Genomic DNA, 16380 nt, shown 5'->3' on the forward strand with positions numbered 1-16380 from the left:
ATTATTTAGAACCCCCTATTCCCAAGGCTTTTATGTCGCTCCAAAATGAGGGATAAGATTTAGAAACAACAGCATAATCATTAATAATAAGACTCGTTTTTAAAGCAAGTGGCGCAAAAGCCATAGCCATTCGGTGATCGTTATAGGTATTTATGGCTACACCCGATTTAATGACCTCAGTAGGTTTTAATGTTAAGGATGCATCTGTGACATCTATTGTAGCACCCATTTTTTCTAATTCGGTTTGCAAAGCTAGTAACCTATCGGTTTCTTTTATTTTAAGTGTATGCAATCCTGTTAAATGACAGGACATACCTAATCCAAAACTAGTAACTGCAATAGTTTGCGCTATATCAGGAGCATTAACTAAATTTAATTGAATTTCGGTAGACGCCTCTATCTGTTTTGTTTTCTTTAAAGTAATACTGTTCTGTTGAAAACTCGTTAAAACTCCAAACTGTTTATATATATCAGACAATACAGAATCGCCTTGTAAACTTTCCAACTTATAAGCTGCTAAGGAAACCTCTGCACCAACTGGACTTAAAGCTATTAAACTATAAAAATATGAAGCCGAAGACCAATCGCTTTCTACAGTTAATTCTTTTTTCTGCAACTCTTTTAAAGGTTTTACGTGAATTACATTGTTTTCAAAAACAGTTTCAACTCCTATCTGATTGAGTAATTGAAGTGTCATCTTTATATACGGAATAGAAGTCATTTCTCCCTTTAAAGTAAGCCGAAGCCCCTTCTCTAACTTAGAACCAATAAGCAATAGGGCTGAAATATATTGACTACTAACACCTGATTCAATAATTACCTCATTCCCAATAAGTTTGCAACCTGTAATTTGTAATGGTGGAAACCCTGGATTTTCAAGGTATGAAATCTTAGCGCCTAATTGATTTAAAGCATCTACTAAAATTTTAATAGGGCGCTCTTTCATACGTTGAGAACCTGTTATAGTAACCGTCCTTCCAGCCTGTGTGGAAAAATAGGCTGTTAAAAAACGCATGGCAGTCCCCGCATGATGCACATCAATAGTATCTGAATTAAACGATAAAGCCTTTGCCATAAAAACCGTATCGTCTGAATTTGATAGATTATGAATACCTATTTCAGGATACAAAGCTTGAAGTAATAATAAACGATTGGATTCACTCTTGGATCCCGTAATTCTTACTAACCTTGACGTTTTTTTAAGTTCAGACTTATCCAGTTTAAGATTCATAATTGTTGTGTTTATACCGATTTAAATGTAATTACTTTAACTTAGGATTATTCTGATGACGCTCATGGTCACGTTTTGTTTTAATATCTAGTTTCTTATCAAAAGCGGCTTGTAAGTCAATCCCCGTCTGATTAGCAAGACAGAGAACCACAAAGACAACATCGGCCAACTCTTCACCTAGGTCTTTATTTTTATCGCTTTCTTTTTCACTTTGCTCTCCATATCTACGAGCAATAATACGAGCAACCTCACCAACCTCTTCGGTTAGCTGTGCCATATTAGTTAGTTCGTTAAAATACCGAACTCCATGTTCTTTAATCCATTTATCTACGGCTAATTGTGCATTTTCAATATCCATTAGTCTTTATTTTTAGTATCAATAATTATAGTTACAGGGCCATCGTTCTCCAAAGCTACTTTCATATCAGCGCCAAATTCACCTGTCTGAATACGCTTACCCAAGTCGCTCTCAAGCTGTTTAATAAAAGCGTTGTAAAGAGGAATTGCCACATCGGGCTTAGCGGCTTTAATATAACTTGGTCGGTTGCCTTTTTTGGTACTTGCATATAAGGTGAACTGACTAACCAAAATAATATCGGCTTGATTATCCAGAACAGAATTATTCATAACGTTATTTTCATCAGGGAAAATACGCATATTCACTATTTTCTTGGACAACCATGAAATATCATCTATAGTATCGTCATCAACAACACCTAATAACACTAACAACCCAGTGTTTATAGCGGCTACTTTTTGTTCATTTATGGTTACACTAGCTTGTGAAACCCGTTGAATAACTGCTTTCATATTAAATAATGATGTGTTTTGAAATTTATTAGTTTACGAGAATTACTTCATCCACTCTTCAGTACGATAATGCTCATCATCACCTTCTAAAATCTGCATATAGCTTCGGTATCTTGACATAGCAATTTCATCGGATTCTAAGGCTTTTTTAACAGCGCAATGCGGTTCTTCAACATGAATGCAATTATTAAACTTACAGTCTTGTTTTAAAGCGAAAAATTCGGGAAAATAATCACCTACTTCTTCTTTATCCATATCTACCACACCAAATCCTTTAATACCTGGTGTATCGATAATTTTGGCATCGAAAGTTAAATCGAACATTTCAGCAAATGTCGTGGTGTGCATACCTTGCATATGCTGTTCTGAAATAGCCTTTGTTTTAAGGTCTAAATTAGGTTCTATAGCATTTACCAAAGTTGATTTTCCTACACCCGAATGCCCTGCAAACATACTAACCTTATCAGTCATCAAGGATTTCACCTTATCAATGTTTTTTCCGGTAGTAGCCGAAATACCAATGCATTCATACCCTATTTCACGGTACACATGAGCTAAATACCTAACCTCATCAAGCGTTTCATTAGAATAGGTATCTATTTTATTGAACAACAAAACAGTTTTTATAGAATAAGCTTCAGCTGTAACTAAAAACCGATCTATAAAGCTTGTAAATGTTGGTGGATTATCGATAGTTACTAAAAGAAAAACCTGATCGATATTGGCAGCAATAACATGTGTTTGTTTAGAAAGGTTGACCGATTTACGAACAATATAGTTTTTACGGTCATGAATTTTGGTAATTACTCCAACAGGCTCCTCATTATTATCATGATCTAAATCAAAATCAACACAATCGCCAACAGCAATGGGATTGGTACTCTTTATGCCTTTCATTCGGAATTTACCCTTAATTCGGCATGGATAAACGGTTCCTAAGTCCGTTTTCACGGAGTACCAACTTCCTGTAGATTTGTATACTATTCCTGTCATTATTACAAAGATGCGATATTAATTTATACCGGAAAACTAATCGTTAAAAAAACACAACTATTTACGAATTGATAATTTTATTTTGATGATTAATAGACTCTTGATGTACAGCTTTAAAAACGCGTAAAACAAATTCTTCGCTTAAATTCTTATCTTCTCCTTGTAAAATCATTTTCCCTAAAATCTCATTCCAACGTTTAGCTTGTAAAACCGCTACATTATGGGATTTTTTAAGTGTCCCAATATCGTCGGCCACTTTCATACGTTTTCCCAAAATATCAATTAACTGATGATCTATTACATCAATTTGAGTACGCATGGTATTAATTTTATTTTTAAACTCGGTAGCTTCTCCTGTCGCCATTCTAATTTTTAAATCGTCCATAAATTTAACAAGAGTCGCAGGTGTAATTTGCTGTGCCGCATCACTCCAAGCGTTATCTGGATCGAAATGCGTTTCAACCATTAAACCGTTGTAATTTAAATCGAGTGCGGTTTGACATAAATCGAAAATAATATCACGACGACCTGCAATATGAGATGGATCTAATATAAGCGGTAAATCTGGAAAACGATTTTGCAAATCGATTGGCAATTGCCATTCTGGATTATTTCTATAACGTGTTTTTTCGTAAGTTGAAAACCCTCTGTGAATAACACCTAGGTTTTTAATATCTGCTGTATAAAAACGCTCTACTGCACCTAACCATAATGCTAAATCTGGATTTACAGGATTTTTTACAAGCACAGGCTTATCGGTACCTTTTAACGCATCTGCAATATCCTGGACTATAAATGGACTTACTGTTGTACGAGCACCTATCCAAAGCACATCTACATCATGCTTTAATGCTAACTCTACATGATTAGCATTAGCCACCTCGGTAGCAATAAGCATTCCTGTTTCTTCCTTCGCTTTTTGTAACCATTTTAATCCCAAAGCACCTACGCCTTCAAAATTACCTGGTCGTGTTCTAGGCTTCCAGATTCCAGCACGTAATACGGTAGCATCTGTATCCTTTAATTGGTGTGCTATTTTTAAAACTTGCTCTTCTGTTTCTGCACTACAGGGCCCAGCAATAACCAATGGGTGATCTAACCCAAAGTTATGCAACCATTTTCCTAACTCCTTTTTATTTTCCATATGTTTAAAATTACCAAAATCGATTATTAAATTCCTATAAAATATTTTAATTGGTATTTAGAAATTCAACTTTGTTATGTATTGTATTTATTAATGTATTCCGTTTAATATATTTTTGATATGATTCACGTTTGTCATTTCATTATGAATGTCTTGATACTTATCTGATTCGAGATACGTTTTAAAGGTATTTAGATTCTGTATATATTCATTTAAACTTTCAATGACATTGGTTTTATTTTGCGCAAAAATTGGCCCCCACATATCTGGCGAACTTTTAGCCAATCGAACAGTTGATGCAAAACCACTTCCTGCCATATCAAATATGTCATATTCATTTTTCTCTTTCTCAATAACTGTTTTCCCCAGCATAAAGGCACTAATATGCGATAGATGTGATACGTAAGCTATATGTTTATCATGAGCTTCAGGGTTCATATAACGTATACGCATGCCCATAATTTTAAAAATTGCTAACGCACGTTCTTGAAGTTTAAAAGCTGTTTTTTCTACTTCACAAATTATATTTGTTTTGCCTTTAAACAATCCTTGTATTGCTGCTTTCGGTCCTGAAAATTCGGTTCCCGCAATAGGATGTGTTGCCAAAAAATTACGTCTTTTAGGATGAGCCTCCACAGCCTTACAGATAGCTACTTTTGTTGAACCAGCTTCCATAACCAAGGTATCATTACCCACAACATCTAAAATTTCGGGCAAAACGGTTACAGCTGCATCAACAGGAATAGCTATAATCACAGCATCAGCATCTTTTAAGTCGGCAACAGTAGCTGTATCATCTATTATATTTAAGGCTAGTGCTGTTTCTAAATGTGTCGCATCATGATCCACACCAAACACCTGTATTTCTGGATTTAAATGCTTGATATCTTTAGCAATACTTCCTCCTATTAGTCCAACACCTACAATGTATATATTTTTCATTTTCAATCCTTTTTAACTTCTATACGCGAAATAGCGTTTTCAATAATTTCTGTTGTTGCACACAATGAAAAGCGCACATACCCTTCTCCATTACTCCCAAATACAGTCCCAGGTGTAATAAAAATATGCTTTTCATTTAAAAGTGTGTCAATAAATTCTTCAGACTGTCTATTTACAGGGAGTTTAGCCCAAACAAACATACCACAAGTATCTTTAGCATAAGTACATTGAAGCAAATCAGCTAGTTTCCATATAAGTTCCCGCCGTTTAGCATAGGTTTCATTTAAAGTTTCATACCACAAACTAGAACTTGACAATGCCTGAATAGCAGCTTTTTGAATACCAAACAACATACCAGAATCCATATTACTTTTCACTTTTAATATTGCATTTATATAAGTTGAATTACCAAGCACCATACCTACACGCCAACCAGACATATTAAATGTTTTACTTAAAGAGTTTAACTCCAAACACACCGTTTTAGCTTCATCTGTTTGTAAAATACTTCTAGGCGTATTATTTAAAACCAAGCTGTAAGGGTTATCATTAATTATTAAAATATTATGACGTTTAGCAAAAGCTATTAGCTTGTTAAAAAAATCATCATTAGCCTTTGTACCGGTTGGCATATGTGGATAATTAACCCACATTATTTTAACGCGTGATAAATCTTGCTTCTCCAAGCTTTCAAAATCAACCAACCAATTTGACTCTGCTTTTAAAGGATAAAACACTGGGACTGCTCCCACTAATTTTGTAACCGACGTATACGTTGGATACCCAGGGTTAGGTATTAAAACTTCATCACCAGGGTTTAAAAAAGCTAAAGAAACATGCATAATCCCTTCTTTACTCCCCATAAGTGGTAGCACCTCGTTTGTTGAATTTAAATCAACATGAAACTGCTCTTTATAAAACTTAGCAATGGCATCTCGTAACTCAGGTAAGCCTTGATAACTTTGATACTGATTAGCATTTGGATGTGAGAAACTACCTATTAAGGTCTCGACAATAGTTTCTGGCGGATTTAAATCTGGGCTTCCTATACCTAAATTTATAATAGGCTTCCCTTTTGCCGATAATGCAGCTACTTCTCGTAACTTTCTAGAAAAGTAATATTCCTCTACCGTTTTCAAACGATTAGCTAATTCTATCATTTTTTAGCATGTTTATATTGTCCAAGAATTTTAAACTCTTGAGACATGATTTCTAATATAGTTAAGGCTTTTTGAAAATGCTTATAATCCTCGAAAGTTACATCAACAAAAAAAGCATATTTCCAAGGTGTTTCTATTTTCGGTAATGATTGTATTTTAGTTAAATTAAGCTCACAATCGCTCATAACATTCAAAATAGTTGCCAAGCTACCACGTTTGTGTTCTAACTCGAATTTCAAAGATGCTTTATTAACTAGTTCTTTAGTTGGTTCGGAGTTAGAGCGCTTAACAATTACGAAGCGTGTTTCATTGTGTTTAATATCCTGAATACTTTCTGACAAAATCTCCAGATTAAATAACTTTGCAGCTAAACTACTAGCTATCGCTGCAACACCTTTTAGCTGCTCCTCCTGAATACGTTTGGCCACCTCAGCGGTATCTTTATCTTCAATGAGTTTAATATGTGGGTAGCTTTTAAAAAATGTTTTGCACTGTAACAAAGCCATAGGATGTGAATACACCTCAGTAATATCCTGAATGGATTGATTAGGCAAAGCCATTAATTGATGCTGAATATCTAAATACCGTTCACCCACAACTTGCAAATCATAAGTATCTATTAAAGCGTAATTAGGTATAATAGAACCTGCAATAGAATTCTCTAAAGCCATTACAACGGCATCTGTTTCCTTTTTTAATAGGCAGTTTACCACGGCATCAAAAGACATACATTCTATTAACTGTACCGTTTCACCAAAATATTGTTGAGCAACAATATGGTGAAAGGAGCCTTTAATTCCTTGGATGGCAATTGCCTTTTTCATAGTTTCTTATTTTTTAAAATACTTATAAATAAAAAAAGTCCCGATTTTCATCGAGACTTTATATATGGTGTTTGTTTTATTATTTCTATCAAAAATTACACATAGCAGGTCTCGTTTCTTTTGTAAAAAAGAAATAATACCAATTAAAATAGATGTTATGTGAATTTGTGTTCATAATTGAATAGCTAAAGTAGTTAATAAATTGAAATAACAAAATCTTTTACACTTATTTTAATATTATAAAACATTCGTTATACCTTTAATTATATTATTTTTGAACAAACGAATATCCCTATGTCTATTGAAGTTTCAAACATCACCAAGTTATACGGCTCTCAAAAAGCTCTAAACAACATATCTTTTAAGGTTAACAAACCTGAAATAGTTGGTTTCTTAGGGCCTAACGGTGCAGGAAAATCGACCATGATGAAAATCCTTACCACCTATGTTGAAGCTACAGACGGTACAGCTTTAGTAAACAACCATAATGTAACCACAGACAAACACCGTGTTCAACAAAGTGTTGGCTACCTTCCAGAGCACAATCCGTTATACTTAGACCAATACGTTAGAGAGTACTTAAGTTTTAATGCAGGTGTTTATAAAGTAAAACCTGAAAGAATTCAAGAAGTTATTAATTTAACAGGTCTCCAACCAGAAGCTCATAAGAAAATTGGTCAGTTATCTAAAGGATACAGACAACGTGTAGGTCTAGCAAATGCCTTGTTACATAATCCGGATGTTTTAATTTTAGACGAGCCTACAACCGGACTAGACCCAAACCAATTGGTTGATATCCGAAATTTAATAAAATCTATAGGAACAGAGAAAACAGTATTTCTTTCTACGCATATCATGCAGGAAGTAGAAGCTATGTGCGATCGAGTAATTATTATAAACAAAGGAGAAATTGTAGCAAACAAAACCTTAACAGAGTTACGCAGCAACCAAGAACAAGTTGTTATTGTTGAATTTGATTACCGTATAGAAACTGTTTTTTTACAAAAATTACCACATGTAAGTGAGGTCGTTAATGTTCATGATTTTATTTACGAGATTACCTTTACTACTACAGAAGATATGCGCTCACATGTATTTGATTTCGCTCATGATAATGATTTGAAAATCCTTCAATTAAATCAGAAAAACGCAAGTTTAGAAAGTTTGTTTAGAGAGTTGACTGTTAGCTAAAAACCTTGTTAAAAGAAATCATTCAAAAATAAGACCTCCTTGGTAGTGTTGTTCAACTTCCACAAGCGGTGGTCTATTTACCGATAGTAAATTTCCGGTACCGTATAAATCACCTTTCAATTCCTGAATAGGATTAACAACAACATCATTACCTCCACGATGATAAACATGAACTTTTTGAGCTGTTAAATGCCTGCCTTCAAATCTTCCAATACCGGAGTAAAAACGAACATTTAAATTTTCAACAGTACCACTCATAAAATAAGAAGATAGATTATTAGAGGACACTGTTAAGTTATGTGTATTTACATTTAATTTAAAATCGCCCACGGTAAGTGCTTCAGGCATATTGAAATTCTCAGAAATCAACGCTAGGTTGGGGTAATTTAAAACACCATCTGACTGTATCTCAAACTGAGTGGAACTACGAATTTCAGTAATATTTGGCGCTGACACATACACTTTTGTCACACCATAATCGCGAACGAGGTTACAGGTATTATAATCTGAAATTTGTAACTGATTATCAGCCACTACAACCTCAACATCATTCATTAAATTAGCCCCCGTCTCAACTACCACGCTATATTCTGCAGCTTCTTTTAAAATTAAAGTCACATCTTTAAACACAACAATACGATCAAAACTCTCAACAGGAACTGACTCTTGAACAATATGGCCTGTAGTTTGAAAGCAATCATTTGCATTTTCAGTACTACACGAACTTATAATTATTACAACAAGTAGAAATACTATTTTTTTCATATTCTCTTTTACAGTCTTATACCCACACCAAACTCAACAGCCTCAGCTTTTGCCCCATGTGATTTTAGTGTTAATGCACCGAACCATTTTTTCCCAAAGTAACGTTTTAAACCTATTCGAAGATAAGTTTGCCCTTCAAAATCGTACGGGTAATACACATAATACCCCACTTGCGTTACAATAGAAATTTTATTTATAAAAAGCTCGTGCCCAACAAATAGACCTACACGTTTCCAATCTTCATCTCCAGAAACATTTTCCTCTGGAAAAGAAACAGATTTATAATAAATCAATTCCTCTAAAAACTTTGAGAAAAACACATCAGCACCTAATTGAATAGCACTCTTATGACTCAAACGTTTGTCTGCATAAGCCGATACTATATAAAATGGAAACTGCCCACTACCTACCACATCACTTTCGTTAATCCCTGTTCTAAAAGCTATATTATACTTTATACGCTCTGTAAATTTCTCTTTGGTAATGTTATAAATATACTCTGAATCTGTTTCATCTAAATTATAGGTAAGCCCTACATTAAATGCTACCGTATTAACACTTGTATTTGGTGCCTTTATATTAGCATTAGAATAATGTATTAAGCTAAGACCAGCCTGAATACCAAAACGATCAAAAATACGCTCGCGCTTATAGTTAAGCATTAAATATGTACTACTCAACAAAGTACTCCCAAAAGCATTATTGTCGGGGTTATCAAACTTATCATACGGATTTGTTGTATACCCTAACCCTTGGCCAATACGTAACATCAAATTACGTTTTAAAAAGTAAAAATTATAGTGAGCATATAAAGAATAGTTGGTACCAAGCACATCATTTTTAAAATTTTGATACGCAAAAGAAACACCATAATCTGGATAATTATAACGTTGTTCCCATGTCTCGTTTCCGAATGTTTTCTTATTCCAACTCATTAGAAAACCTTCGGGATGACCTTTAATTAAATGTAAAATATCATCGTTATGAACCGCAATATTCCCCTTAAAGTAATTAAGATCAACATAGGAATTTGATGGCTTATCTTGAGCGAAAGTAGCTACAAAACAAAAACAGAAAACGAATATAAAAAAGTACCTCATTATAAAACTTGTGGCGTAAATGTATGCAATTTCCTAAAAGGTTATTATTTTAATTTTTGCAGTGCATTTTCTAAAAGTTCAAAAATGGTATCTATATCTTCTTTTCTTGCTGTACCAACAGAGAATCTAAACCAATTAGTATCTGCAGAAGTTCCAAAGGCATAAAAAGGCACAACAGCCAACTTGGCTTCGTGAAGCAAATAGCTTGTTACATCTTGAATATTCTCTAATAGCACACCCGACTCGGTTGTCTTTCCTATTAAATCAAACTGAACCGTTAAATACAATGCCGCCTCAGGCTCTATAGCTCGCACAGAAAACCCTTTTGCCTCCAAACTGTTAAACCCTTTATAAAAAGCTATTAATCGCTCATTTAATTCCGATTTAATATGTGTTAAATAGGTTGCAACCGTTTCTGTTTGATTTAAAAAAGCAGCAGTAGCCAATTGCTCAGCCTTAGGCGCCCACGCCCCTATATGACTCAACATAGCTTTCATTTTATTAATAACATGAACTGGCCCAAATGCCCAACCAACACGCACACCTGTTGCTGCAAAAGCTTTTGAAATACCATCTATAAAAATAGTATAATCACGCATTTCAGGAACTAATTCAACTGGATTATAATGAACAGTATCACCATAGGTTAATTGCCAATAAATCTGATCATACAAAACATAAACTGGTTTCTCATTGGTTAGAGCACGTCGTTTATTTTCAGCGACTACTAACTCAGATATTTCTAATAACGCAGCTTTAGTAAAGGTTGTTCCTGTAGGGTTTAAAGGAGAACATAAAGCTATTAAATTCACATTTTGAATATGTGGCTTTATAGTAGCTGCGGTTGGCATAAAATTGTCTTCAACCTTTGTTTCAAGTACAATAGCTTTATTTCTTGCTAAATACGTATAAGCATCGTTATTCCAAGATGGCACAGGGTACAAAACGGTATCTTCAACATCTAAAACAGTCTGATAAACCGCGTAAATTAAAGGCCTAGCGCCTCCTGAAATTAGAATTTCATCTTTAGAATAATGTTGTTTTAGATTATTTTTAAGGTAATCTGATACAGCCTCACGGAGTGTCTCCATACCATTGGCCTGTGGATAATTTGTTTGGTTCGCGTTATACGCAGCAATTATTTCAGAATTTAACGCTTCCGGAATTGGAAAGATTTGTGCATCAAAATCGCCAATAGTTTGGTTGTAAATAACCTCACCTTGAGCTTTTAAAGCATTTACTTCACCTGCAATTTTTATAATAGCAGAACCTTTTAATCCTTCTGCCAATTTAGATATTTTCATAACCCGTTTTGTTTTTGCAAAAATAGGTTTTCTCTTCCATTTTAATTCGCTTTCTAAACTTTTTTTAAAAGACTTGCGAGGCAATATTCTGAATATTATCACTCTTACCCATTGAATAATAATGAAGCACTGGAATACCAGCCTGTTTTAAAGCTTTTGATTGCTGTACACACCACTCGATACCGACTTCTTTTACAGCTTGATTATCTTTACATTTCACCAGTTCTAAAATTAAACTTTCTGGAAAATCTACATGAAACCTGTGCGGTATTAAACTTAATTGCTTTTTGGTTGCTATGGGTTTTAAACCCGGTATAATAGGAATGGTAATACCTGATTTTCGGCACTTGTCTACAAATTCAAAATATTTTTCGTTATCGAAAAACATTTGCGTTACCACATAACTTGCTCCTTGATTAATTTTCTGTTTTAAAAACTGAATATCCCTATCTAAACTAGGTGCTTCCATGTGTTTCTCTGGATATCCTGCTACACCTATACAAAAATCAGTTTTAGATGTATTTAACAAATCAGCATCTAAATACTGCCCAGAATTTAGGTCACTTATTTGTGACACCAATTCACTAGCGTAAGCATGCCCTTCTTTTTCGGGCTTGAAATACACATCGCTTTTTACGGCATCCCCACGTAAAGCCATTACGTTATCAATACCTAAGAAATCAAGATCTATTAGAAAATTCTCCGTATCTTCCTTAGTAAAACCGCCACATAAAATATGAGGAATAGCATCTACCTGATACTTATTTTGAATTGCCGCACAAATACCTACTGTTCCCGGACGTTTTCTAACAACTTGTTTTTTCAACAAACCATCACCAAGCTCTTTATACACATACTCTTCTCGATGATAGGTAACATCAATAAACGGCGGATTAAACTCCATTAAAGGATCAATATTATCAAAAATAGATTGCACATGCTGCCCTTTTAATGGGGGTAAAATTTCAAAAGAAAACTGAGTACTTCCTTTAGCCTTTTTAATGTGTTCTGTTACCTTCATATATAGTTCCCATAAAAATGAGATTCATTTTAATTATTAATAAATTTATTGGTGTGCCTTTCTTTTACATTTCGTACACTCGAAAAGATTCAAACAAGCGGTTAAACTCGAACGTTTAAACCTAATTTTCACAAGAGTACAGACAGAAATTAGTCAACCAAATTTGGACTTAACCATTTTTCAGCCTCATTATAAGTTATACCGCGCCTTTTTGAATAGTCTTTTAATTGACTAGGTGTTATTTTACCAAGCCCAAAATATTTCGCCTCCTTATTAGCAAAATAATATCCCGAAACACTAGCTGCAGGCCACATTGCTAAACTATCTGTTAGTTCAACACCAATATTTTCTTTTACTTTTAGAATTTCCCAAATGGTTCGCTTTTCTAAATGATCAGGGCAAGCGGGGTACCCCGGAGCTGGACGAATACCATTATAGCTTTCTTTAATTAAATCGTCATTGCTTAAATTTTCATGAGCCGCATAGCCCCAATAATCTGTACGCACTTCTTGGTGTAAATATTCCGCATAAGCTTCAGCCAAACGATCCGCCAATGCTTTGATCATAATAGCATTATAATCGTCATGATTAGCTTCAAACTCCTTAGCCAATTCGGCAGTTCCGAAACCTGTTGTGACACAAAAACAACCAACATAATCCTGAACTCCAGATGTTTTAGGCGCAACAAAATCGGCTAAAGCCATATTCGGAACCCCCTCACGTTTATCTAATTGTTGACGAAGCGTAATAAACTTAAAGGTATCTACACTTTTTTCATTACTAGCATTAGCCTCTATATCTTTTTGACTTTCCAAATCTCCAACAATTACCTCAATATCATCATCATTTACCGAGTTCGCTGGAAACAAACCAAAAACAGCTTTAGCTTTTAACAATTTCTCTTCAAAAACACGCTTTAGTAATTTTTGAGCATCAGCAAATAATTCGGTAGCCTGATTTCCGACCACTGAATCCGACAAAATACCAGGGTATTTACCATGTAGATCCCAACTTCTAAAAAAAGGACTCCAATCTATAAAAGATTCCAGTTTGGTAATATCAAAATCTGAAATAACCTGAATACCTAGTTGTTTTGGTTCAATAACCTCAGTTGTATCCCAATTTATTTGGAACTTACGCTTTCTAGCATCGGCAATATCTAAATACGATTTTTGCTTTCCACGTTTTAAAAACTGCTCCCTAAAAGTATCATACTCCTTTCGGATCTGCTCCTTATAGACCTGATTATCTTTTTGCAACAACCGTCCAACAACTGTTACTGCTCTAGAAGCATCATTTACATGCACAATGGTATGTCCGTAATTAGGTGCTATTTTTACAGCAGAATGAGCTCGCGACGTTGTTGCGCCTCCAATCATTAAAGGAATACGCACATTTTGTTTTTCTAGCTCCTTAGACACATAAACCATTTCATCTAAAGACGGTGTAATTAAGCCGCTTAATCCAATAACATCAACCTGCTCCGCAATAGCCGTTTCAATTATCTTTTCAGGGGGTACCATTACTCCTAAGTCAATTATCTCATAATTATTACACCCTAAAACAACACTCACTATATTTTTACCAATATCGTGAACATCACCTTTAACAGTTGCCATTAATACACGACCAGCATACTCTTGCTTACCATCTTTCTCTGCCTCAATAAAAGGCTGTAAATACGCAACCGCTTTCTTCATAACGCGTGCTGACTTCACCACTTGAGGCAGGAACATTTTCCCACTCCCAAACAAATCGCCAACCACGTTCATACCAGTCATTAAATGTCCTTCAATAACATCAATAGGTTTTTTAGATTCTTGACGAGCCTGCTCAATATCCTCTAGAATAAATGCATCAATTCCCTTTACCAAACTATGGGTAATTCGTTTTTGTAATGAATAACTACGCCATTCCGATACTTTTGCAACCTCACTTTTCTTGTCACCTTTTACCGTTTCAGCAAAATCCAAAAGGCGTTCGGTAGCATCTTCACGCTTATCAAAAAGAACATCTTCAACACGTTCTAATAATTCTTTAGGAATTTCGTCGTAAACCTCCAATAGTGTTGGATTCACAATGCCTAAAGTCATACCATGTTGAATAGCGTGATATAAAAATGCCGAATTTATGGCCTCTCGAACTACAGAGTTCCCCCGAAATGAAAACGACACATTACTCACGCCGCCTGAAACATTTGCATAAGGTAGATTTTCCCGAATCCATTTTGTAGCCTTAAAGAAATCTAAAGCATTTAAACGATGCGCAGCCATACCTGTTGCTACTGGAAAAATATTAGGATCGAAAATAATATCTTCAGCAGGAAACCCTACCTTATCAACTAAAATATCATAGGACCGTTTACATATTTCTATTCGTCTATCTAATGTATCGGCTTGCCCCACCTCATCAAAAGCCATAACAATAACTGCTGCACCATAACGTTTCACCAAAGCTGCCTGACGTATAAATTCAGCTTCACCAGCCTTTAAACTGATAGAATTAACCACCGACTTGCCTTGAACAACTTGTAAACCTGCTTCAATGATCTCCCATTTAGAGCTATCTATCATGATAGGAATTTTAGCTATATCAGGCTCTGATGCAATCAGGTTCAGAAATGTAACCATAGCCTGTTTGCCATCCAACATACCTTCATCCATATTTACATCAAGGATTTGAGCACCACCTTCAACTTGATTTCTTGCAACACTTAAAGCCTCATCAAATTCCCCCGTTTTAATTAGCCGCAAAAACTTACGTGACCCTGTAACATTAGTACGCTCACCAACATTTATAAAGTTACTTTCGGGTGTAACTATTAATGGTTCTAACCCCGATAATTTAAGATATTTGTTATGTGTATTCATATTTTAAGTTAATTCCCTAGCAATATTTAAGACACTGTTCGGGGTTTATACTTAGCAGCCACTTCTGCTATAGCTTGAATATGCTCGGGGGTTGTTCCACAACAACCTCCTATAATATTTATTAATTGATTTTTCAAGTAATTCTCTATAAGCACTTGCATGTGTTCAGGAGATTGATCATACTCGCCAAAAGCATTTGGCAAACCCGCATTAGGATGCGCAGAAGTATACACAGACACTTCTTGAGATAAACGCTTTAAATAAGGCTGTAACTGATCGGCCCCCAAAGCACAATTGAAACCAACACTCATTAACGGAATGTGTGAAATAGAGGCGACAAAAGCTTCTACTGTTTGCCCGGACAAGGTTCTTCCTGAAGCATCTGTAATAGTCCCAGACACCATGATAGGCACCGAAATATTGCGTTCATTATTAACCTCATCTATAGCAAACAATGCCGCTTTAGCATTTAATGTATCAAATATAGTTTCAACTAACAGCACATCAACGCCTCCATCAATTAAAGCTTCTACCTGCTGCTTGTAAGCCACTCGTAATTCTTCAAAAGTAATTGCCCGAAAACCTGGTCTATTAACATCTGGCGACAAACTAGCCGTGCGATTTGTTGGTCCGATACTACCTGCTACAAATCGTGGCTTACTAGGATTTTCCTTTGTTAGCTGATCTGCAACACCACGAGCTATTTTAGCAGACTCATAATTTAGTTCGTAAACTAAATCCTGTAAATCATATTCTGCCATCCCAATAGTTGTCCCCGAAAAGGTATTTGTTTCAACAATATCGGCACCAGCATCATAATACGCTTTATGTACAGCTGCAACAGCTTCTGGCTGTGTGATAGACAGCAAATCATAATTCCCTTTCAATGGAATTTCACTATCCAAAAAACGCGTACCTCTAAAATCTGCTTCTGTAAAATTATACCGCTGCAGCATGGTTCCCATAGCACCGTCTAGTACTAAAATACGTTTTTGAATTTCGTCTTGTATGTTACTCATAGTTTT

The 16380-nt window shown here is 35.1% G+C and carries 15 protein-coding genes; 1 reads left to right on the top strand and 14 read right to left on the bottom strand.

The genetic code is table 11. The annotated features are described in order from the left end of the window. Position 1 precedes the first annotated feature (1 nt). From ACW5R3_RS12735 to ACW5R3_RS12770, 8 genes are all read right to left on the bottom strand, one after another. Entirely contained in the window at positions 2-1231 is a 1230-nt protein-coding gene (locus tag ACW5R3_RS12735; RefSeq protein ID WP_456577397.1) for a 3-phosphoshikimate 1-carboxyvinyltransferase, read from the bottom strand. Between the two features lie 31 nt (positions 1232-1262). Beyond that, a complete protein-coding gene (locus tag ACW5R3_RS12740; RefSeq protein ID WP_456577398.1) occupies positions 1263-1589 on the bottom strand; it encodes a nucleotide pyrophosphohydrolase in 327 nt (108 codons plus the stop codon). Then, complete coding sequence (dtd, locus tag ACW5R3_RS12745) at positions 1589-2041, bottom strand: D-aminoacyl-tRNA deacylase (protein ID WP_456577399.1); 453 nt, start codon at positions 2039-2041, stop codon at positions 1589-1591. The genes ACW5R3_RS12740 and dtd overlap by 1 nt, the downstream gene beginning before the upstream one ends. Before the next feature lie 42 nt (positions 2042-2083). Next, the gene (gene rsgA, locus ACW5R3_RS12750) at positions 2084-3034 is read right to left on the bottom strand and encodes a ribosome small subunit-dependent GTPase A (protein ID WP_456577400.1); all 951 of its coding nucleotides are present in this window, start codon (positions 3032-3034) and stop codon (positions 2084-2086) included. A gap of 61 nt (positions 3035-3095) precedes the next feature. Continuing rightward, complete coding sequence (locus tag ACW5R3_RS12755) at positions 3096-4178, bottom strand: chorismate mutase (protein WP_456577401.1); 1083 nt, start codon at positions 4176-4178, stop codon at positions 3096-3098. Positions 4179-4268: 90 nt separating this feature from the next. After that, complete coding sequence (locus ACW5R3_RS12760; RefSeq protein WP_456577402.1) at positions 4269-5120, bottom strand: prephenate dehydrogenase; 852 nt, start codon at positions 5118-5120, stop codon at positions 4269-4271. A gap of 2 nt (positions 5121-5122) precedes the next feature. Continuing rightward, positions 5123-6280: a pyridoxal phosphate-dependent aminotransferase gene (locus ACW5R3_RS12765; RefSeq protein ID WP_456577403.1), complete on the bottom strand. Its 1158-nt coding sequence runs from the start codon at positions 6278-6280 to the stop codon at positions 5123-5125. Next, complete coding sequence (locus ACW5R3_RS12770; RefSeq protein WP_456577404.1) at positions 6277-7104, bottom strand: prephenate dehydratase; 828 nt, start codon at positions 7102-7104, stop codon at positions 6277-6279. Before ACW5R3_RS12770 ends, ACW5R3_RS12765 begins: the two co-directional genes overlap by 4 nt. Before the next feature lie 294 nt (positions 7105-7398). On the opposite strand from ACW5R3_RS12770, the gene gldA reads away from it, so the two are divergent. Continuing rightward, positions 7399-8295 carry a gliding motility-associated ABC transporter ATP-binding subunit GldA gene (gene gldA, locus ACW5R3_RS12775; RefSeq protein WP_456577405.1) on the top strand — a complete coding sequence of 299 codons (897 nt, stop codon included), beginning with the start codon at positions 7399-7401 and terminating at the stop codon, positions 8293-8295. An 18-nt stretch (positions 8296-8313) separates the two neighbouring features. Here gldA and ACW5R3_RS12780 read toward each other — a convergent pair whose 3' ends face one another. The 6 genes from ACW5R3_RS12780 to ACW5R3_RS12805 form a co-directional block, all read right to left on the bottom strand. Further along, the gene (locus ACW5R3_RS12780; protein ID WP_456577406.1) at positions 8314-9060 is read right to left on the bottom strand and encodes a head GIN domain-containing protein; all 747 of its coding nucleotides are present in this window, start codon (positions 9058-9060) and stop codon (positions 8314-8316) included. A gap of 8 nt (positions 9061-9068) precedes the next feature. After that, a complete protein-coding gene (locus ACW5R3_RS12785) occupies positions 9069-10160 on the bottom strand; it encodes an acyloxyacyl hydrolase (protein WP_456577407.1) in 1092 nt (363 codons plus the stop codon). Positions 10161-10204: 44 nt separating this feature from the next. Beyond that, the gene (locus ACW5R3_RS12790) at positions 10205-11464 is read right to left on the bottom strand and encodes a pyridoxal phosphate-dependent aminotransferase (protein ID WP_456577408.1); all 1260 of its coding nucleotides are present in this window, start codon (positions 11462-11464) and stop codon (positions 10205-10207) included. A 64-nt stretch (positions 11465-11528) separates the two neighbouring features. Beyond that, positions 11529-12485: a methylenetetrahydrofolate reductase [NAD(P)H] gene (gene metF / locus ACW5R3_RS12795; RefSeq protein ID WP_456577409.1), complete on the bottom strand. Its 957-nt coding sequence runs from the start codon at positions 12483-12485 to the stop codon at positions 11529-11531. 149 nt (positions 12486-12634) lie between these two features. Beyond that, a complete protein-coding gene (gene metH, locus ACW5R3_RS12800; protein WP_456577410.1) occupies positions 12635-15355 on the bottom strand; it encodes a methionine synthase in 2721 nt (906 codons plus the stop codon). A gap of 26 nt (positions 15356-15381) precedes the next feature. Continuing rightward, entirely contained in the window at positions 15382-16374 is a 993-nt protein-coding gene (locus tag ACW5R3_RS12805; protein WP_456577411.1) for a homocysteine S-methyltransferase family protein, read from the bottom strand. Positions 16375-16380 lie beyond the last annotated feature (6 nt).

It is taken from the genome of Algorimicrobium bowmanii (genome assembly GCF_054031195.1).